Below are 19,390 nucleotides of genomic sequence, written 5' to 3'. Positions count from 1 at the left end.
GCGCCGCAGGTCTGGAGTACATCTCGAGGATGATTGCTGCGCCGGGATGCGCGGGTCGGCGCCGCAGGACCGTACCGTAGAACCATGCCCGACCGCCGCCGACTGCTGAGCGCACTCGCGCCGCACCGTTGGGTGCTGGAGCCGGCGCTGGCCGTCGCGCTGTTCGCGGCGTGGCTGGTGACCGGGCTGCCGTTCGACGTGGCGGCCGCCCTCGCTCTCGTGTTCTACTGTGCAGCGGTCGCGCTCTCGCGCATCCTCCCCGGGGTCGCCCTGGGCCTCGTGTGGGTCGCCGTCCTGCTGGAGCTGACGGAGCGGGCGCCCCTTCCCGGGACGTTCCGCGTGATCTCGGCGATCGCGGTCGTCGTGACGCTCGTCGGGGTCGCGGCGCACGGAGGACGCGCGCTGCGCTGGCTGGACTTCGTGTCCGCGATCCTGCTCGCGCCGGCGTCCGCGTTCCTGTTCACGGTGCTCGGCGACCTGAAGTTCCCGCAGTTCGGGCCGGTGATCGGCGGCTACTACACCAGTCAGGGGCTGGGGTTCGCGCTGATGAGCCTGCTGCTGGCGGTGATCTTCGTGGCCGCCTGGCTGCTCGGCTTCCTGGTGGCGCGCCAGCGGGCCGCCCAGAGTGCGGCCGCCGCGGAAGGTGCCCTCGGCGCGGAGAGCACGCCCGACCGGGCGCACAGCCGCTCGTTCCTGGTCTGGCTGGCCTCGAGCGGGGGAGCCCCGATCAACGAGGACGACCCGTCCCGCCCGGAACTCGTGCGCCGGCTGACCCGGCCGCAGCTCACGTTCGACATCGGCGGGGCGGTTGCCTTCACGGCGGTCTGCCTGGTGGCCGGGGGCGCCGCCGACCGGTCCTCGTTCCTGGTGATGACCGCCTTCGCCGTCGCAATCGCCCTCCGGCGGGTGTCTCCGGCTGTCGCACTCTCGATCGCCTGGCTGGCGGCGGTGCTGCAGATGACGACCGGGCACAGCATCCTCGTTGCCGACATCGGTGTGCTCGTCGTGCTGTACGCGACAGGTGCGTACGGCGACCGGATCGTCCGCGGGGCCGGGCTCATCTCCGCCGGCGTGGGTGCGGTCGTCGCCGCTCTGTACTTGACGGTCACCGCGGCCGTCTCGCAGGGGTACTACGACCTGCTGTCGAGCGCGATCGCCAGCGTCGCGCTGCGATTCGCGTTCCTGTTCGTCGTCAGCGTGACCGTGCTCGGGCTCTCCTGGGTGCTCGGTCTGCTGGTGCGCACCTGGCGGAACGCGCGGGTGGCCCGGCGGGCGCGTGCCGAGGCGGAGCTCGATCGCAACCGAGCCGTGGAGGATGTGGTCGTCGAGCAGGAACGGACGCGCATCGCGCGCGACATGCACGACGTCGTCGCGCACTCGCTCGCCGTCGTCATCGCGCAGGCGGACGGCGCCCGCTACGCCCGCCAGTCCGACCCGGATGCGGTGGATGAGGCGCTCGCGACGATCGCATCGACCGCCCGGTCGGCGCTCGGAGACGTGCGGGTGCTGCTCGCCGAACTGCGTCAGTCTCCGTCGACCGGTGTGGCGGACTCGAACGACCCCGCGCATCCCTCCGATCCCGCGGGTCCGGCCGGTCACGACGCCCCGCAACCGTCGCTGGCCGACCTCGACCAGACCGTCGAGCACATCCGTTCGGCCGGCCTCGCTGTCGTCCTGGAACGCCGTGGCGACATGACCCGCCTCCGCCCGGCAACGCAGCTCGCCGCTTTCCGTATCGTGCAGGAGGCGCTCACCAACGCGCTGCGCCACGGCGACACCAGCCGGCCGGCGAGTGTCGTCCTCGCCGAGGGACCCGCCGACCGCGGGCCCGGACTCATCATCACCGTGAGGAACACCATGAGAGACACCACGCTCGAACCGATCACCACCGGCTCCCTGCCCCGCATCGGGCACGGGCTCCCCGGGATGCGCGAGCGCGCCTCCCTCGCCGGTGGTGCGCTCACCGCCGCGCCGCAGGGCAGCGAGTTCGTGGTGTCCGCCTTCTTGCCGGGGACCGCCGCGTGACGGCCACGAGCGTCGACGCGCCCCGGATCCGGGTGCTCCTGGTCGACGACCAGCCGTTGTTCCGGGCCGGGGTGCGGATGCTGCTGAACTCTCAGCACGACCTCGAGTTCGCCGGGGAGGCCGGCAACGGCCAGGAGGGTGTCCGGCTGGCCGCCGAGACCCGGCCGGATGTGGTGCTGATGGACATCCGTATGCCGGTGATGGACGGGATCGCCGCGACGAGCACGATCATCGCGGACGCCGAGCGTGCGGGCCGCACACCGCCGCGCATCGTCGTCCTCACCACCTTCGACCTCGACGAGGCCGCCGCCCGGGCGATCCGCGGGGGTGCGAGCGGATTCGTGCTGAAGGACGCGGAACCCGAGTTCCTGCTCGCCGCCATCCGGACGGTCCACGCAGGCAGCGCGGTGATCGCGGCCGGGGCGACCCGGGAGCTGTTCGAGTACTTCTCGTCCGCCCAGCCGGCGCGTCCAGCCCCACCGGAGTTCGCCTCCCTCACCTCCCGGGAGCGTGAGATCTTCGTGCTCGCCGCCCGGGGCCTCAGCAACGCCGAGATCGCGGGCTCGGAGTTCCTCAGCGAGGCGACCGTGAAGACCCACATCTCGCGCATCCTCGCCAAGCTGGGCTTGCGCGACCGCGTCCAGATGGTCGTCTACGCGTTCGAGCACGGCCTCACGGTCCCCGAATAGCGGTCCAGGATCATCCTCAGGGAGGACACACGATCGGCCGGCCGCCCGATCCGCCACACATGCGCGCGTCCCTAGCGTGGAGGGCATGGAGCTGACTCTCACCGACACGGTGGCGCGCGTCGAGGCCGCCACGAAGACCTACGGCACGGGCGCCGGGCGCGTCAACGCGCTCGACGACGTCACCCTCGGCATCCCGGCCGGGCGGTTCACGGCGATCATGGGCCCGAGCGGCTCGGGCAAGTCGACACTGATGCACGTGATGGCCGGCCTCGACTCGGTGACCGGCGGCCGCGTGTTCCTCGGCGACACCGAGATCACCCACCTGCGGGATGCGGAGCTGACGCTCCTGCGCCGCCGCCGTGTCGGCTTCGTGTTCCAGTCGTTCAACCTGGTGCCGACGCTCGATGTGCGCGGCAACATCCTCCTCCCGTTCGAGCTGGACGGGCACCGCCCGACGCGGGAGCAGACCGAGTGGATCGACCACCTCATCGACACCCTCGGCCTGCGCGACCGGCTCACGCACCGGCCGCACGAACTGTCCGGCGGGCAGCAGCAGCGCGCGGCGATCGCCCGCGCGCTGGCGACCCGTCCGGATCTCGTATTCGCCGACGAGCCGACCGGCAACCTGGATTCGCGCACCGGTCGAGAGGTGCTCGGCGTCCTGCAGGAGGCGGCGCGCACCTTCGGCCAGAGCATCGCCATGGTCACCCACGATCCCGTGGCCGCCGGCTTCGCCGACCACATCGTGTTCCTCGCGGACGGGCGCGTCGCCGCCGAGCGGACCCGGTCCAGTCCCGAGGAGATCTCGTCGTTCATGCTCGGCATGGAGACGCTGGCGTGAGCCGGCCGTTCTCCGCGTTCCGGGCGAATTCGCGCGACCACCGTGCCGGCATCCTTGTCGCCGCTCTCAGCTCCGCATTCGGCGTGGCTCTGGTCGGCGGGGTCAATGTGCTGGGTGCGTACATCGGCCGGTCGCCGATGGGCGAGCACGGCAGCGCGCAGGTCGCCCTGGCCATCGTGGCCGGCATTTTCTTCGTGGTCGCGGTGTATGTCGGCGCCATCGTCACGACGAACACGTTTGCGACCGTCATCGCCGGCCGCACCCGCACCATCGCGCTGCTGCGGCTGATCGGCTCCAGCGCCGGCGCCCAGCGTCGCTCGGTCGCGGGCGAGGGGCTGGTGGTCGGCCTCATCGGCGCGGCAGCCGGCGGGGCAGCGGCCGCCGTGCTCGCCCTGGTCGCCGTCCGCGTCTTCGTCCTGACGGGCATCCTGCCGGAGGCGCTCTATCCCGTGCTGACCTTCACGATGATCCCTCCGGCGGTCGTCGTGGTGCTCACCACCTGGCTGGCTTCGTGGGTCGGCAGCCGCCGGGTCCTGTCCGTCACGCCGATCCAGGCGCTCGGCGCTGCCCAGGAGCGGCCGGCGACGGTGGTGCGCACGCGGGGACGCCTGGCGGTCACGCTCGTCCTTATCGTCTCGGGTGCCGGGCTGCTCGTTCTCGGGCTTCTGCTCGGGCTCGGCGTGTTCATCTCCGCAGGCGGGATGCTCGCCGACCTCACGCATGACGGAGTGCTCGTCGCGATGCTCGGCGGCATCTTCTCGTTCACCGGGACGGTGCTGGCGGGGCCGTTCTTCCTGCCGGCCGTCGTGCGCGGCGTGGGTCTGCTGTTCGGCCGGGGAGCGGCCGGGAGGCTGGCGGCCGCGAACGCCGTGCGGAACCCGGAGCGAAGCTCACGTACGGCGATCGGCCTGGTCATCGGTGTGACCCTCATCACGATGTTCGTCGTGGCCGCGTCGACCTGGCTCCAGCAGCTGAGAGCCGCCGCCGCCAAGCAGCCGGACTCGTACGCGGGAGCCGAAGGAGTGATCGGAGGGACGCTCGCTGTCTTCACCGTGCTGGTCGGCTTCTCCGCCGTCATCGCCGCGTGCGGCGTGGTCAACACGCTCTCCCTGAGCGTGCTGCAGCGCGGCAGGGAGCTCGGGCTGCTCCGCGCGCTCGGCTTCAGCGCAGCCCAGGTACGCCGGATGATCCTCGCCGAGAGCGCCCAGCTGACCATCGCCTCGGTGCTCACGGGCCTGGTGCTCGGCACTCTGTACGGCTGGATCGGCGCGCAGTCGCTGCTCGGCCTGATCCCCGGCGGCGGCCTCCTCCCACCGGCGCTCCCGTGGCCGTACCTGGGTGCGATCGCCGCCGCGGCTGCAGCGCTGGCCGTCCTCGCCGCGATCGCTCCGACCCGCCGGGCCACGCGTATCTCGCCGATGGCAGCACTGGCCATCGAGTGACGCCGCTGAATGTTGGCTGAACTCTCACAGAGCCTCAGCTAGCGGTGAAGTGAGCCGACAATAATGGGACGTCGCCGCCACAACGGCACCGCTCTGCCCGCCCCCGAGAGGATCCACCCCTGAACTGGTTCATGACGCTGAGGATCGACAAAGCGCCGTTCCTCGTCACGCTGAACGTCGTAGCCGCTGTCCTCGTGCTGTACCTGCTGGTCCGCCCCACCTGGCGACGGACCCTCGCCGGGCTGACCGCTGCAGTCGCGGGCGGCCTGCTGGGGTGGTTCGTCGTCTGGCTCGTGACGGATGTGTACGACGTGTTCGGTGTCACCTTGACGCAGGTGACGACCCTGTGGACGGCGCTGGGCTTCGCGGGCGTGAGCCTTGCGATCGCCAACCTGTTCCGTTCGCGGTGGTGGCGGAAGGTGATCGCTGCGCTCAGCATCCCGGTCTTCCTGGCGGCAGCGTTCTGCGGCATCAATTCCGACTTCGGCGCCTACCGCAACCTGAACGACGTGCTCGGCGTCATCCCGTACAAGGCGCTCGAGCTGCACTCCGAGCACGGCGAGGTCGTGACGGGGACCGACTGGCGCGCGACCGTGGCCGACCCGCCGGCCTCCGCCCCGGCCGCCGTGCCGGCGAAGGGCGAGGTCGGGAAGGTCTACATCCCCTCGAACGTGTCGCGGTTCCCCGCCCGAGAGGCGGTCGTCTACCTCCCGCCCATCGCTCTGACCACCCATCCTCCTGCGCTTCCCGTGCTCTACGCCCTCTCCGGCCAGCCGGGTGCCCCGGCGGACATGTTCACGGCGGGCAACGTCGCCGGAGTGATGGATGCGTTCGCGGCGAAGCACGGCGGTTACGCACCGATCGTGGTGGCTCCCGACCAGCTCGGCGGCCCCGGGCGCAATCCCATGTGCGTCGATTCGCCCGCGTACGGCAACTCTGCGACGTATTTGCTGACGGATGTTCGCCAATGGGTGCGTTCGCACCTCCGTGTGAGCGGAGACCCGTCAGGATGGGGCGTGTTCGGCTACTCGCAGGGCGCGACCTGCGCCGTGCAGTTCGCGAGCGCCCGCCCCGACGTGTTCGGTTCGGCACTCGCGTCCTCGAGCGAGCTGGGGCCGACGCTGGGGAACAAGGAGCTCACCATCCGCACGGGATTCGGGGGATCGACGGCGGCCTACGAGAAGGCGCAGCCCGCGTCGGCGATGAAGGCGAACGCGCCCTACCGCGACTCCGTCATGATCTTCGGGACCGGTCAGCTGGATGCGAAGTACACGAAGTTCGCCCAGGAGCTCTATGGCGATGCCGTCCGCGCGGGCGTGCGGGGGCAGGTCCTGAGCTCACCGGGTACGGCGCACGACTGGAAGACCGTGCGGTACGTCCTCTCCCACGGCTTCCCGGCGATCGCCGAGCAGCTGGGGCTGGGGTCGTGAAGCCGGCCGCTCTGCTCGCACGCAATGCCGTCCTCGCGCGGGCGGCGAGGCTCGTCGCGCAGCATCCGTTCACGACGGCGCTCACCGTCCTCATCCTGGGACTGGCGCTCGCCACCGGACCGCTTCACGGGCCGCACCGGCCGTTGCGGGGCTGGCTGGGGGCCGGCGCCGTCCAGCTGATGGACGGGCACTGGTGGTCGCCGTTCACTGCAGTCCTGTTCACCGACAACCTGCTCGAGCTGATCGTCGTGCTCGTCCTGACCGTCGTGCTCGTCGGCGCCTCCGAGCGGCTGATGGGGACCTGGCGGACGGTTCTCGCCTTCTTCGGAACGGCGGCGGTCGGCATCGTGGTCGGCGTCCTCGTCCAGGTGATCGCCAACGACATCGGAGAGCTGTGGGCCCGGAACGTGCATGGGCTGCTGGTGCTCGACGTGTTCACCGCCATCGGCGGCACGGTGATGACCGCGAGCGCATTCGCCGGAACGCTGTGGCGCCGCCGCATCCGCGTCATCGCGCTGCTGATCGCGATCATGTACCTGCTCTATTCCGGCATGCCGTCGGACCTGTACCGGCTCCTGGCGGTGCTGACGGGTCTGTCGCTCGGGCCGTTGCTGCGCCAGACACGGGTGGCCGGCGACTGGCTCCGCAGCTCCCACCATGAGGTCCGGGTGCTGCTGTCGGCCGCCCTGACCATCACCGCGCTCGGTCCGGTGATCGGCCTCCTCGGATCGACGCGATACGGGATGCTGTCCCCGGTGGGCCTGCTGTTCAGCAACGAGACGCCCAGCGCCACCGCCGTCATCCAGCGCTGCCAGGCGTTCGCCGTGACCCGGCAGTGCTTCCACTCGCTGACGCTGGAGCGCATCCACGGACTGGGGCCGGTGCTGCTGTCCGTGCTACCGCTGCTCCTCCTTCTCGTCGCGGCGTACGGACTGCTGCGGGGACGTCGCTTCGCGGTCTGGCTCGGTGTCACGGTGAACGGCCTGCTCGCGCTGCTCTCGGCCCTCTACTACGGCATCCTGCCCGCCGCCTCGGCCCGGCCCACAGTGTCGGCGCGGTACTGGGAGGTCACCCTCATCCTGGCCCTGTCGGCCCTGGTGCCCCTGGCCATGGCGATACTCCTGGTCGTCTTCCGCCGGCACTTCATCGTGATGCCGACGGCGCGGGCGGTGCGCCGGTACGTCATCCTGCTGCTGGCGACGGGGTTCGGGCTGATCGGTGTGTACGTGCTGGTCGGCTGGCTGCAGAAGGACACCGGGTTCACCCGTCCGATCGACATCGAGGACCTGCTGAACGACGTGCTCGAGCGGTTCATCCCGGTCAGCTTCCTGCGACGAGAGCCCGCGCAGTACCTCCCGACGACACCGCTCGCGACGGTCGTTTACCACAACATCGGAACGGTGTTCTGGCTCGTCGCGATCGTGGCCGCCATCCCGGTGATGCTGGGGCGTGGACTGCGCAGGCGGGGGACCGGCGACATCGGGCAGGTCCGGGAGCTGCTGCATCGGGGCGGAGGCGACGCGATCTCGTTCATGTCCACCTGGCCGGGCAACTCCTACTGGTTCGACCCCATCGGGGGAGGCGCGATCGCCTACCGGGTGGAGGGTCGCGTCGCACTGACCACCGGGGGACCGTTCGGGGCGGTCGGTCCGCATGACGGCGCCATCCAGGGATTCGCGCGCTTCTGCGACGACAACGGCTGGATCCCGGTGTTCTACAGCGTGGAGGCGCGGTACGCCTCGCTCTTCGACCGCCTCGGCTGGTCGAGCATGACCGTCGCGGAGGAGACCGTGATCCGGCCGCAGCTGTGGGCGACGACCGGCAAGAAGTGGCAGGATGTGCGCTCCTCCATCAACCGCGCGCAGCGGGCCGGCGTCCGCGCCGAGTGGACCAGCTTCGCCGCCCTGCCACTCAGTGCGACGGTCCAGCTCTCCGACATCTCGGAGCAGTGGGTGGCGGAGAAGGACCTGCCCGAGATGGGCTTCACACTCGGAGGCCTGGACGAGCTGCGCGATCCTGATGTACGCCTCATGCTCGCGGTCGACGAGCACGGCCGGATCGAGGCCGTCACCAGCTGGCTCCCGACCTTCCGCAACGGCATCGTCGTCGGCTGGACGCTGGACTTCATGCGCCGCCGTCCGGACAGCATCAACGGTGTGATGGAGTTCCTCATCGCCGAGGCGGCCACCCGGATGAAGGAGGACGGCATCGAGTTCATGTCGCTCTCCGCCGCGCCGCTCGCCCACACCGCGGCCACCCCCGAGGGCGACAAGGCCGCCATGGATCGGCTGCTCGGCTACCTGAGCTCGTCCCTGGAACCGGTGTACGGCTTCCGCTCCCTGCTCAAGTTCAAGCAGAAGTTCCAGCCCGAGCTGCACCCGCTGATCATGGCCTACCCGGACCCGGTGGCGCTGGCGGCGATCGGCATCGCGCTGGTGCGCGCCTACCTGCCGGGGCTCTCCGTGCGGCAGGCCGCGAGCGTCGCGCGCGGGCGGGCGTGACCCACTTGTGAGGATGTTCCCGGCCGACGCTATAGCGCTCCGTGGTATTCTCGCCACTGTGTACGGTCTGCTCCTTCTTAGCTGCCGCGACGAGTCCTAGTTCTGGGCCTCCCTCGTCGCGGAGTTCGTCGTCGGCTCTCCACACCACACCGCGAGGAGCAAACAGACCATGAAGAACACGCAGGCGCCGAGCGCCATGCCCATTCACAAGTACCGTCCCTTCCACGAGCAGATCCGCGTCGAGCTGCCGGACCGCACGTGGCCCACGAAGCGCATCACCCAGGCCCCGCGCTGGTGCGCCGTCGACCTGCGCGACGGAAACCAGGCGCTGATCGACCCGATGAGCCCCGAGCGCAAGCGCATCATGTTCGACCTGCTGGTACGGCTGGGCTACAAGGAGATCGAGGTCGGCTTCCCGTCGGCGAGCCAGACCGACTTCGACTTCGTCCGCAGCCTCATCGAAGAGGGCGCCATCCCGGACGACGTCACCATCCAGGTCCTGACCCAGTCGCGTGAGCACCTCATCAAGCGCACCTACGAGTCGCTGGCCGGCGCCAAGCAGGCCATCGTGCACCTCTACAACTCCACGAGCATCCTGCAGCGGGAGGTCGTCTTCCGCACCGATCAGCAGGGCATCATCGACATCGCGCTCAGCGGCGCCCGCCTGTGCCGGCAGTTCGAGTCCCTGGTCCCGGGCACGGCGATCTACTACGAGTACTCGCCCGAGAGCTACACCGGCACCGAGCTGGAGTTCGCGGCCGAGATCTGCAACCAGGTGCTGGAGGTGTTCGAGCCGACGCCCGAGCGCAAGGTCATCATCAACCTGCCCGCGACCGTAGAGATGGCGACGCCGAACGTCTACGCCGACTCCATCGAGTGGATGTCGCGCCACCTCAACTACCGCGAGAACGTCATCCTGTCGCTGCACCCCCACAACGACCGCGGAACGGCCGTCGCCGCCGCCGAGCTCGGCTACATGGCCGGAGCGGACCGGATCGAGGGCTGCCTGTTCGGCAACGGCGAGCGCACCGGCAACGTCGACCTGGTCACCCTGGGCGTGAACCTGTTCACCCAGGGGATCGACCCGCAGATCGACTTCAGCGACATCGACCAGATCAAGCGCACGGTGGAGCACTGCAACCAGCTGCCCGTCGGCGAGCGCAGCCCCTGGGGCGGAGACCTGGTCTTCACGGCGTTCAGCGGATCGCACCAGGACGCCATCAAGAAGGGCTTCGAGTCGATGGAGGCGCGCGCTGCGGAGCAGGGCGTATCGGTCGACGACCTGGTCTGGGCCGTGCCCTACCTGCCGGTCGACCCGAAGGACCTGGGCCGCAGCTACGAGGCGGTCATCCGCGTCAACTCGCAATCGGGGAAGGGCGGCGTCGCCTACCTGCTGAAGACCGACCACTCGCTGGACCTGCCGCGCAAGCTGCAGATCGAGTTCTCCGGGGTGGTTCAGGCGAAGACGGACGCCGAGGGCGGCGAGGTCACCAGCGACCAGATCTGGGAGATCTTCCAGGACGAGTACCTGCCCGCTCCGACCTCAGACCCCGAGGCGAAGTGGGGCCGGTTCGAGCTGGGCAGCACGTCGACCACGAACGAGACCGGCGACCACGTGGTCCTCACCGTCACGCTGCGGGACGGCGACACCGTCTCCAAGGCCACCGGAGAGGGCAACGGTCCGATCGCCGCGCTCTTCGACATCCTGAAGCAGCACGGCGTCGACGCGCACCTGTACGACTACTCGCAGCACACGCTGTCGGCGAGTGAGTCGGCCCTGGCCGCCGCCTACGTCGAGCTGGATGTGGACGGCCAGCGCCGCTGGGGCGTCGGCATCGATGCGGACACCACGACGGCGTCGTTCAAGGCGGTCGTCTCGGCGGTGAACCGCGCGGTGCGCGCCGCGGCCGGCCGTTCGGTCGACCAGCTGGTCAGCGCCTGAGTCCTGACGCCTGCCCTCCCGGTCGCGCGTCTCCCGTCCCGCGTCTCCGCGTAGCGAACGGAGGTGATCGTGTCCCGAACGGGACATGATCGCCTCCGTTCCCCGCGTTTCCGCGTCATCCGGGACGGAAGTCCTCCGTTTCCGACGGCCCTACTCGCCCTTGTCGATGCGATAGCGGGGGAGCGCGCCGGTGTCCGTGCGGTCGGCGGTCCGTTCGGCTGCGGTCTCCGCGGTCCGGCGTGGCACGCGGATGAGGCGAGGCCAGCGCGGACGCGGGATGCGTCCCAGCTCCCGCTGCTCCGGCAGGCTCCAGCCGAAGCGCACGGCGAGCAGCCGGATCACCAGGGTCACCAGGACGCAGACGATCGCCGCAGCGGTCAGCGGCGCGCCGAGGTCGATCATCACGACGAGGACGATGGTGCCCGCGCCGGCCGCGACGGCGTACAGCGAGCCGACGTGCATGAGCGCGATCGGCAGGTTGAGCAGCATGTCGCGGAGGATGGAGCCGCCCACCGCGGAGACCACCCCCACGAACACCGCGGGCACCTCCGGCAGGCCGAGGGCCAGAGCCTTGCTCGCGCCGATCGCGCCGAAGAGGCCGATCGTGAGCGCATCCAGGAGGGTGATCAGCGGATCCAGCCGCCGGAACAGGCGGATCAGCAGCATCCCGAGCAGCGCAGCCACGACGGTGATCGGCAGGTACCAGTTGGACTGGAGCGCCAGCGGCGTGACGTTGAGCAGCAGGTCGCGGAGGAGGCCGCCGCCGACGCCGGTGGCCACGCCGATGATCGCGACGCCGAGCAGATCGAGCCGGCGGTCGCGGAATCCTGCCGCGAACATCGCACCCTGGAGGCTGCCGACTCCGACGGCGATCAGGTCGCCCCACAGCGGGATCGACAATGCGCCGATGGCGAGGGCGGGCGTGCTCATCCGTCATATCTATCATGCGCGGTGGAGCCTGCCCGGCTTCTCGCGATCTGCTGGTCCCAACACGCCGTACCGCCCGCACGCCATACGGCATGTTGGGACCAGTCGCTTCAGGCGGCCGCCCGCGCGCCGGACCACCGCCTCCGCCGTACTGTCAGCCCGCCGCGCGATACTGGAGTGTGCCTGTCTACCGTGATGAAGCCGTCGTGCTCCGTACCCACAAGCTGGGGGAAGCCGACCGCATCGTCACGATGCTGAGCCGTCAGCACGGCAAGATCCGGGCGGTCGCGAAGGGTGTGCGGCGCACCGCATCCCGGTTCGGGTCGCGGCTGGAGCCGTTCATGGTCGCCGACGTGCAGCTCTACGAGGGGCGCAGCCTCGATATCGTCACGCAGGCTGAGACGCTGGGCGCCTACGGAGCGCTGATCGCGGACGATTACGCCAGCTACACGGCAGCGAATGCCATGGTGGAGGCCGCCGACCGGCTGACCGACGCTGAAGCATCCCTCCAGCAGTACCTCCTGCTCGTGGGTGCACTGCGCTCCCTCTCGCGCAGGGAGCACGGTGCCGGCCTCACGCTCGACTCCTACCTCCTGCGGGCGCTGTCGCTCGCCGGCTGGGCTCCGAGCTTCCAGGACTGCTCCCGCTGCGGCGCGCCCGGTCCGCACACGGCGGTGGTCGTCCAGCTGGGTGGCGTGGTGTGCGACAACTGTGCGCCCCCGGGTGCGCCCAAGGTGGATGCTCCCACCATCGCGCTGCTCGGCGCGCTGCTGTCCGGTGACTGGGAGGCGGCGGACGCGGCGTCCGACACCACCCGCGGCCGCGCCAACGGAGTGGTTGCCGCGTACACCCAGTGGCATCTGGAGCGCGGGCTGCGCTCTTTGCAGCACATCCCGCCGGAGCGGAACGAGCAGCGCGGCGCGCCGTCGCAGCATGAGCACGGCGACACGCACGAGCGGGACGACCAGCGCGAGCACGACACGCGCGAGCACGACACGCGCGAGCACGACACGCACGAGCACGACACGCGCGAGCACGACACGCGCGAGCACGACACGCACGACCAGAAGGCGAGTGGATGAGTCCGAAGCCCTACACGCACAAGGATGCGGTGGAGTACCGCCCGCTCGACTGGACCGGCGTGCATCCACCCGCATTCCCGGCGGGCGGTGTTCCCTCGCACGTGGCGATCGTGATGGACGGGAACGGCCGGTGGGCGAACCGTCGCGGCCTCACCCGGATCGAGGGACACCGTGCAGGGGAGGCGTCGCTGCTGGATGTGGTGGCCGGCGCCATCCAGGCCGGCATCAAGCATCTGAGCGTGTACGCGTTCTCCACCGAGAACTGGAAGCGGTCGCCCGATGAGGTCCGCTTCCTGATGGGCTTCAACCGGGAGGTGCTGCACCGGCGCCGCGATCAGCTCAACGAGTGGGGAGTGCGGGTGCGTTGGGCCGGACGACGACCGCGGCTCTGGTCGTCGGTCATCAAGGAGCTGCAGTACGCCGAGCAGCTGACGGCCGGGAACGACGTCCTCACCCTGACGATGTGCGTGAACTACGGCGGTCGCACCGAAGTGGCGGACGCGGTGCGGGCGATCGCCGAGGAGGTGGCCGCCGGCCGGCTGCGGCCGTCCGCGGTGAGTGAGAAGACCATCCAGCGCCACCTCTACCTCCCGGACATGCCGGATGTGGACCTCTTCGTCCGAAGCTCGGGCGAACAACGGACCAGCAACTTCCTGCTCTGGCAGAGCGCCTACGCCGAGATGGTGTTCCTCGACACGCTGTGGCCCGACTTCAGCAGGACGGACCTCTGGGAGGCGGTGGACCTCTACCTGCGCCGCAATCGACGGTTCGGGGGTGCAGTGGATGCGCCCGTCGCGGAATAGTCGGACCGCTGCAGGATGTTGCGCCTGACGTGAGCGAACCCATCAAGATCGACATCTGGTCCGACATCGCGTGCCCGTGGTGCTACATCGGAAAGCGCAAGTTCGAGGCGGGAAGCGGCCTCTTCGCCGGCGCCGGCGATGGCCGCGGAGTGGAGGTCGAGTACCACTCGTTCGAGCTCTCGCCCGACACTCCGGTCGACTTCGAGGGAAGCGAGGTCGACTTCCTCGCCGGGCACAAGGGCCTGCCGGCCTCGCAGGTCGAGCAGATGCTCGAGCGCGTCACCGGAATCGCCTCGTCCGTCGGACTGGACTACGACTTCGACAGCCTGAAGCACACCAACACCGTGAAGGCGCACGAACTGCTGCACTTCGCGAAGGCGCGTGGTGCGCAGCTGGAGCTGGCGGAGCGTCTGTTCCGCGCCTACTTCATCGAGGGACGTCATGTCGGCCGCATCGCCGACCTGGCGGACCTGGCAGCCGAGGTCGGACTGGACCGCGCCGAGGCGCTGGCGGCCCTCGAATCCGGGCAGTATCTGGCGGACGTACGCGCCGACCAGGCCACTGCGACCGAGTACGGCATCAACGGCGTCCCCTTCTTCGTGATCGACGGTCGGTACGGCGTCTCCGGCGCGCAGGACGCGCAGGCCTTCGCGCAGGTCCTCGAGCAGGTCTGGTCCGAGCGCGCCGCGGTGACCGCGTGACGCCCGCCGTGCCGGCGACGCCGCCCGCGTCGGCCGCTGGGGCGCCTCCGGCGCCCCAGCCGGCCCCGCGCCTGCCGCTCGTCCCACTCGGCGCCGCCGGCGCCGTCTGCGACGGCGACACCTGCGCCCTCCCGTAACTATTGGTCCCAACACGCCGTGTCAGCGCCGAGCGTTACGGCATGTTGGGACCATTCGTTTTCAGAGCCTGCCGGATACGTGCGAGCGCCTCGTTCGCCCCGGCACGCATGTGCATCTTGCTGATGCGGACGACCGTCCATCCGAGAGACTCGATCCGGTACACACGATCGATGTCCGTCTGATATTGCTCCGCGTCCGTACGGTGATGGTCCCCGTCGTACTCGACGACCAGCCGCGCCGCGGGGAATACGAGATCACCCGAGGCGACGATCCTCCCGGAGGCGTCGGCGATGGGGTGGTTCACGTGAGGATCGGGCAGGCCGGCGCGCGCGACCGCCAGGCGGAGCACCGTCTCCATCGGCGAGTCCGTCCGAGCCCGCACCAACCCGATCGCTTCGCGGATCTTACGGGCGCCTGGTCGAGCGGAGATCTCACTGGCCGCCCGAATCAGCTCGGACACTTCGCAATACGGAGCTATCCGACGCACCAGGGCATCGCCGACGATGACCAGTTCATCCAGTGTCAGAAGAGACGCGAGTTGGCACCATACCTCCGTGGGCTCTGGAACCCGCATCCCGCGAACCAGTCGCACTGATGGGCGGCTCGAAAGGGCGTGTCCACGCACACCCCGACCTTTCGGCGCTCGAACAGGCAGCACCGCCGAGACATGAAGCCGATCGTTCTCCGAGTGACTTCGCGGCAAGGGGAGGCCGTAAATCGATGCAGCGGTGGTGTGGCTGAAGAAAGTGCCCGGAGTCATCACAGCCCGGTATGCGGCGCAGCGCGCAAGCAGATCGACTCCGCTGGACGCGTGCACCATCCGTACGCCGTGAAATGGCGCGTCGAGGTCTGCGCGGCGAAGACGCTGCACCGGAACCCCGGCCTGTACCGCGACGCGAACGGAGAACGCGGGAGATCGGAGGATGGGTGGGAGCGGTCCCGGCTGCTTCATGAGGCCACCCTGCATCATCCAGCGCGCGAGCGTCGCGCGTTCTCCACAGGCGGGGAACCACTGGTCCCAACACGCCGTAAGCCGCCGTGCCTTTACGGCATGTTGGGACCAGTGGATGGGCTACTCGGGGTCGGTGATGTCGGCGACGGTGGCGCCGAAGGCGGCGACGAGCGCGTCCGCGTCGACGAAGAGGGAGTAGCCGTGCTCGCCGGCGCCCATCGAGACGGTGCGGCCGAGGATCGTGGCGTCGGCAACGACCGGCCACGCGGTGGTGCTCCCGAACGGCGTGATGGTGCCGCGTTCGTAGCCCGTCGCCGCGAGCGCGACCGAGGCGTCCGGCAGCTGCAGTTTGTTCACCTGGAGCACGGAGCGCAGCTTCGCCCACGCGATCTTGCGTCCGCCCGGCACGAGCGCGAAGAGGAAGGTGTCGTCACTGCGTTTCACGACCAGTGTCTTCACGATGTCCGAGGGCTGGATGCCGAGCAGCGCCGCCGCCTCGGCGAGGCTCCGGGCGGCCGGCCGTTCGATGATCCGGATGTTCACACCGCGAGCTGCGGCATCGGCGAGCACACGCTCCCGACCGGTGTCCACAGCTTCGACGCCGGGGGAGTCTTCCACAGATTCCGGTCTCTCGGTCATAGCTCAGCGCGCCTTCTGGGAGAATCGAGTGAGATGCCTACCACTGCAACGATAAGCCACGCGCCCCAGCTGACCATCGGTCCGCTGCGGCTCGACGTGCCTGTGGTCCTCGCTCCGATGGCCGGGATCACCAACACGGCGTTCCGGAGGCTGTGCCGGGAGTTCGGCGCCGGGCTCTACGTCAGCGAGATGATCACGTCCCGAGCGCTGGTCGAGCGGACGCCCGAGTCCTTGCGGCTGATCACGCACCACGAGTCGGAGACGCCGCGCTCCATCCAGCTGTACGGGGTCGATCCGAAGACCGTCCGCGAGGCCGTCACGATGCTGGTGGGAGAGGATCGCGCCGACCACATCGACCTCAACTTCGGCTGTCCGGTGCCGAAGGTCACTCGCAAGGGCGGCGGTGCCGCGCTGCCGTGGAAGCTGGGGCTGTTCCGCGAGATCGTCGAAGGCGCAGTGGATGCGGCGGGCGACATCCCGCTGACCATCAAGATGCGCAAAGGCATCGACAGCGACCATCTCACCTACCTCGAGGCCGGCCGCATCGCCGAGGGCGCGGGTGTCGCCTCCGTGGCTCTGCACGCCCGGACGGCCGCCGAGTTCTACTCGGGGCAAGCGGATTGGTCGGCGATCGCCAAGCTCAAAGAGACGATGACCTCGACGCCCGTGCTGGGCAACGGCGACATCTGGTCGGCCGCCGACGCCCTCCGGATGGTCGACGAGACCGGGTGCGACGGCGTCGTCGTCGGCCGGGGCTGCCTCGGCCGTCCGTGGCTGTTCGGAGACCTGGCCGCGGCATTCCGCGCACGAGCGGGCGAGCTCAGTGCTTCGGAGGCGGAGGCGGCGCAGGCGCGCCCGACACTCGGCCAGGTCGCGCAGGCGTTCCGTCGCCACGCGGAGCTGCTGGCCGAGTTCTTCGAGAGCGAGGAGCGCGGCTGCCGCGACATCCGCAAGCACGTCGCGTGGTACTTCAAGGGCTACCCGGTCGGCGGCGACCTGCGTGCAAGTCTCGCCACCGTCGACACGCTGGAGCATATGGACGAGCTGCTCGCGACCCTGGACGCTGACCAGGAGTACCCGGGCGAGGCCGCGGAGGGCCAGCGCGGTCGCGCCGGGTCGCCGAAGCGCCCCGCCCTCCCCGATGGATGGCTGGCGAGCCGCGATCTCGACGGCGCGGCGCGCGCAGAGGTCGCCGACGCGGAGGTGCACAACAGTGGTGGATGAGCTGGCGGCACCGCGCTCCGGCGCACATTCGCGCAACGACTCCCGGGAGGGCGCACCCGGTTACACCGAGCACGACCGCGAACGGTGGATGCCCGAGCAGCACTCCAGCCGCCGGAGCGACTTCGCGCGCGACCGCGCGCGCCTGCTGCACTCCAGCGCCCTCCGCCGGCTCGCCGCGAAGACGCAGGTGCTCAGCCCGACGGCCGGCCTCGACTTCGCGCGCAACCGTCTGACGCACTCGCTGGAGGTGGCGCAGGTCGGCCGCGAGCTCGCGAACAGCCTGGGACTGGACCCTGACATCGTCGACACCGCCTGCCTGGCGCACGACATCGGGCACCCTCCCTTCGGCCACAACGGCGAGCGGGCGCTCAATGCGTGGGCGGCGGAGATCGGCGGATTCGAGGGCAACGCTCAGACGCTCCGATTGCTCAGCCGGCTGGAGCCGAAGGTCTTCGGCAACGACGGGCGCCCCTATGGCCTCAATCTCACACGGGCGAGCCTCGACGCCAGCTGCAAGTATCCGTGGCCCGCATCCTCGTCGGTCGCCGATCCGAGCGGGCGCGCCAAGTTCGGGTTCTACGCCGACGACCGCGCCGTCTTCGAGTGGATGCGCGCCGGCGCGCCCGAGCGCCAGCGCTGCATCGAGGCCCAGGTGATGGACCTCTCCGACGACATCGCCTACTCCGTGCACGACTTCGAGGACGCGGTGGTCAACGGCTACATCGACGTGGCGGCGCTCGGCAGCCGGGTCGACCACGAGGATCTCGTCCAGTCGATGCACGAGTGGATCGGCGGCGAGGTCACCCACCACGAGCTCATCGAGGCGTTCGACCGGCTCGACAGCATGGACATCTGGCTCGACGGATGGGATGGCTCGCGCCGGTCCCAGGCGCGGCTGAAGAACCTCACGAGCCAGCTGATCGGACGGTTCGCGCACGCGGCCGTGCACGCGACGAAGGAGTCCGCCGGGCGCACCGATCTCATCCGCTTCGGCGCGGACGTGGTGGTGCCGGCGGGCATCCAGGCCGAGATCGCCGTGCTGAAGGGCATCGTGGCGACGTTCGTGATGTCGCGGAACACGCGGCAGCCGATCTACGCCCAGCAGCGCCAGATCCTCACCACCCTCGCCGACCTGCTCTACCAGCGGGGGCCGGCGGAGCTCGACCCGGGATTCGCCGAGGACTGGCGCGCGGCAGCCACCGACGACGCGCGCAGGCGCGTCGTGGTCGACCAGGTCGCCAGTCTCACCGACCAGTCCGCGTTGAGCTGGTACGAGCGGCTCGTCCAGCATTGAGCGACTCGAAACGGGGATGCGCACGGCCGGGGTTGAATACCGCCGCCCTGTGCAGAATGCTTGGGGTCAGGCCTTCAGGAGGAAACGAATGAGCACCGCAGAACCACCGTCGGACGGCGGAAGCCCCGCAGAGGGCGAACCGTCGAACGCGGCATCGGCCGGCCCCGGGGCCGTACGCCGCACGCCGCGCGCCTCCGCCGGGGCAGCGGATGCGGATGCGCCGGCGAAGCGCCCCTCGAGTCGAGCGAAGTCGGCGACGACGAAGCGGGATGCGGCAGAGCCGGCTGCGCCAAAGACGGCCGGTGCAAAGTCGGCTGAGTCGGCTGGGGCGAAGCCCGCTGCGGCGAAGCGCACCGCGGCGCAGGCGCCCGCGGCCCGCTCCCGGCGAACGACCGCCAAACCTGCCCCGATCGCGCCCGAGGGCGAAGCCCCGGACATCATGGATGCGGCGCTCTCCGCGCGCGAACCACTCGCGCGGCGGAACGCACCAGCCGGATCCGCACCCGCAGCTGCTCGCGCCGTCCGCGCGAAGGGGGCGGTCACCGAGCGCGACACCTCGTCCTCGCCTGCAGAACCGTTGACTGAGGGCACCGCCGATTCCTCGTCGAAGACCTCAGCAGATACCACAGCCACCAAGCGACTGCCGACCGCTGCGGAGCTCGCTGAAAGCACCGCGCCCGAATCGCCTGACGCGGCCCTCGATCGAGCAGGATCGGTCACCCGACCCGCAGCGCCCGCCGAGGCCGCAGCCGCCACATCC

The 19,390-nt window shown here is 70.0% G+C and carries 15 protein-coding genes and 1 pseudogene; 13 read left to right on the top strand and 3 right to left on the bottom strand.

Annotation, left to right across the window (positions count from 1 at the left end; all coding sequences use genetic code 11):
* Nucleotides 1–84 precede the first annotated feature (84 nt).
* The 7 genes from ACPYOG_RS00080 to leuA all read left to right on the top strand — a co-directional run bounded on the left by ACPYOG_RS00080 (nucleotide 85) and on the right by leuA (nucleotide 10,870).
* Nucleotides 85–2,025, top strand: coding sequence for a sensor histidine kinase (locus ACPYOG_RS00080; RefSeq protein ID WP_481292238.1), 1,941 nt, complete (start codon nucleotides 85–87; stop codon nucleotides 2,023–2,025).
* Nucleotides 2,022–2,714, top strand: coding sequence for a response regulator (locus tag ACPYOG_RS00075; RefSeq protein ID WP_481292237.1), 693 nt, complete (start codon nucleotides 2,022–2,024; stop codon nucleotides 2,712–2,714). The genes ACPYOG_RS00080 and ACPYOG_RS00075 overlap by 4 nt, the downstream gene beginning before the upstream one ends.
* 85 nt (nucleotides 2,715–2,799) lie before the next feature.
* Nucleotides 2,800–3,555, top strand: coding sequence for an ABC transporter ATP-binding protein (locus ACPYOG_RS00070; RefSeq protein WP_481292236.1), 756 nt, complete (start codon nucleotides 2,800–2,802; stop codon nucleotides 3,553–3,555).
* Nucleotides 3,552–4,997, top strand: coding sequence for an ABC transporter permease (locus ACPYOG_RS00065; protein ID WP_481292235.1), 1,446 nt, complete (start codon nucleotides 3,552–3,554; stop codon nucleotides 4,995–4,997). The genes ACPYOG_RS00070 and ACPYOG_RS00065 overlap by 4 nt, the downstream gene beginning before the upstream one ends.
* Before the next feature lie 131 nt (nucleotides 4,998–5,128).
* Nucleotides 5,129–6,427 carry an alpha/beta hydrolase gene (locus tag ACPYOG_RS00060; RefSeq protein ID WP_481292234.1) on the top strand — a complete coding sequence of 433 codons (1,299 nt, stop codon included), beginning with the start codon at nucleotides 5,129–5,131 and terminating at the stop codon, nucleotides 6,425–6,427.
* Nucleotides 6,424–8,928, top strand: coding sequence for a bifunctional lysylphosphatidylglycerol flippase/synthetase MprF (locus tag ACPYOG_RS00055; RefSeq protein ID WP_481292233.1), 2,505 nt, complete (start codon nucleotides 6,424–6,426; stop codon nucleotides 8,926–8,928). The genes ACPYOG_RS00060 and ACPYOG_RS00055 overlap by 4 nt, the downstream gene beginning before the upstream one ends.
* A gap of 169 nt (nucleotides 8,929–9,097) precedes the next feature.
* Nucleotides 9,098–10,870: a 2-isopropylmalate synthase gene (gene leuA, locus ACPYOG_RS00050; protein ID WP_481292232.1), complete on the top strand. Its 1,773-nt coding sequence runs from the start codon at nucleotides 9,098–9,100 to the stop codon at nucleotides 10,868–10,870.
* 150 nt (nucleotides 10,871–11,020) lie between these two features.
* Here leuA and ACPYOG_RS00045 read toward each other — a convergent pair whose 3' ends face one another.
* On the bottom strand, nucleotides 11,021–11,800 hold the full coding sequence (locus ACPYOG_RS00045; protein ID WP_481292231.1) for a trimeric intracellular cation channel family protein: 780 nt from the start codon (nucleotides 11,798–11,800) through the stop codon (nucleotides 11,021–11,023).
* Nucleotides 11,801–11,976: 176 nt separating this feature from the next.
* On the opposite strand from ACPYOG_RS00045, the gene recO reads away from it, so the two are divergent.
* Genes recO through ACPYOG_RS00030 form a run of 3 tightly spaced genes read left to right on the top strand, consistent with a single transcriptional unit; the run spans nucleotide 11,977 to nucleotide 14,383 of the window.
* Nucleotides 11,977–12,879 carry a DNA repair protein RecO gene (gene recO / locus ACPYOG_RS00040; RefSeq protein WP_481292230.1) on the top strand — a complete coding sequence of 301 codons (903 nt, stop codon included), beginning with the start codon at nucleotides 11,977–11,979 and terminating at the stop codon, nucleotides 12,877–12,879.
* Nucleotides 12,876–13,682 (top strand): isoprenyl transferase, encoded by an 807-nt coding sequence (locus ACPYOG_RS00035; RefSeq protein WP_090037138.1) that lies wholly within the window; start codon nucleotides 12,876–12,878, stop codon nucleotides 13,680–13,682. The genes recO and ACPYOG_RS00035 overlap by 4 nt, the downstream gene beginning before the upstream one ends.
* 29 nt (nucleotides 13,683–13,711) lie before the next feature.
* Nucleotides 13,712–14,383: a DsbA family oxidoreductase gene (locus ACPYOG_RS00030; protein WP_481292229.1), complete on the top strand. Its 672-nt coding sequence runs from the start codon at nucleotides 13,712–13,714 to the stop codon at nucleotides 14,381–14,383.
* A gap of 172 nt (nucleotides 14,384–14,555) precedes the next feature.
* Here ACPYOG_RS00030 and ACPYOG_RS00025 read toward each other — a convergent pair whose 3' ends face one another.
* Both ACPYOG_RS00025 and ACPYOG_RS00020 read right to left on the bottom strand, forming a co-directional pair.
* Nucleotides 14,556–15,473 carry an endonuclease domain-containing protein gene (locus tag ACPYOG_RS00025; protein WP_481292228.1) on the bottom strand — a complete coding sequence of 306 codons (918 nt, stop codon included), beginning with the start codon at nucleotides 15,471–15,473 and terminating at the stop codon, nucleotides 14,556–14,558.
* 120 nt (nucleotides 15,474–15,593) lie between these two features.
* Nucleotides 15,594–16,112, bottom strand: coding sequence for an aminoacyl-tRNA deacylase (locus ACPYOG_RS00020; RefSeq protein ID WP_481292227.1), 519 nt, complete (start codon nucleotides 16,110–16,112; stop codon nucleotides 15,594–15,596).
* A gap of 33 nt (nucleotides 16,113–16,145) precedes the next feature.
* Here ACPYOG_RS00020 and dusB point away from each other — a divergent pair, with 33 nt between their 5' ends.
* The 3 genes and pseudogenes from dusB to ACPYOG_RS00005 form a co-directional block, all read left to right on the top strand.
* A complete protein-coding gene (gene dusB, locus ACPYOG_RS00015) occupies nucleotides 16,146–17,336 on the top strand; it encodes a tRNA dihydrouridine synthase DusB (protein ID WP_481292226.1) in 1,191 nt (396 codons plus the stop codon).
* On the top strand, nucleotides 17,326–18,630 hold the full coding sequence (locus tag ACPYOG_RS00010) for a deoxyguanosinetriphosphate triphosphohydrolase (RefSeq protein ID WP_481292225.1): 1,305 nt from the start codon (nucleotides 17,326–17,328) through the stop codon (nucleotides 18,628–18,630). The genes dusB and ACPYOG_RS00010 overlap by 11 nt, the downstream gene beginning before the upstream one ends.
* An 88-nt stretch (nucleotides 18,631–18,718) precedes the next feature.
* A pseudogene (locus tag ACPYOG_RS00005) lies at nucleotides 18,719–19,390 on the top strand (hypothetical protein); the annotation flags it as partial.

The sequence above is a fragment of the Leifsonia sp. HAY1-4F genome (assembly GCF_056755275.1).
This window is presented reverse-complemented; position numbering and strand designations above follow the sequence as displayed.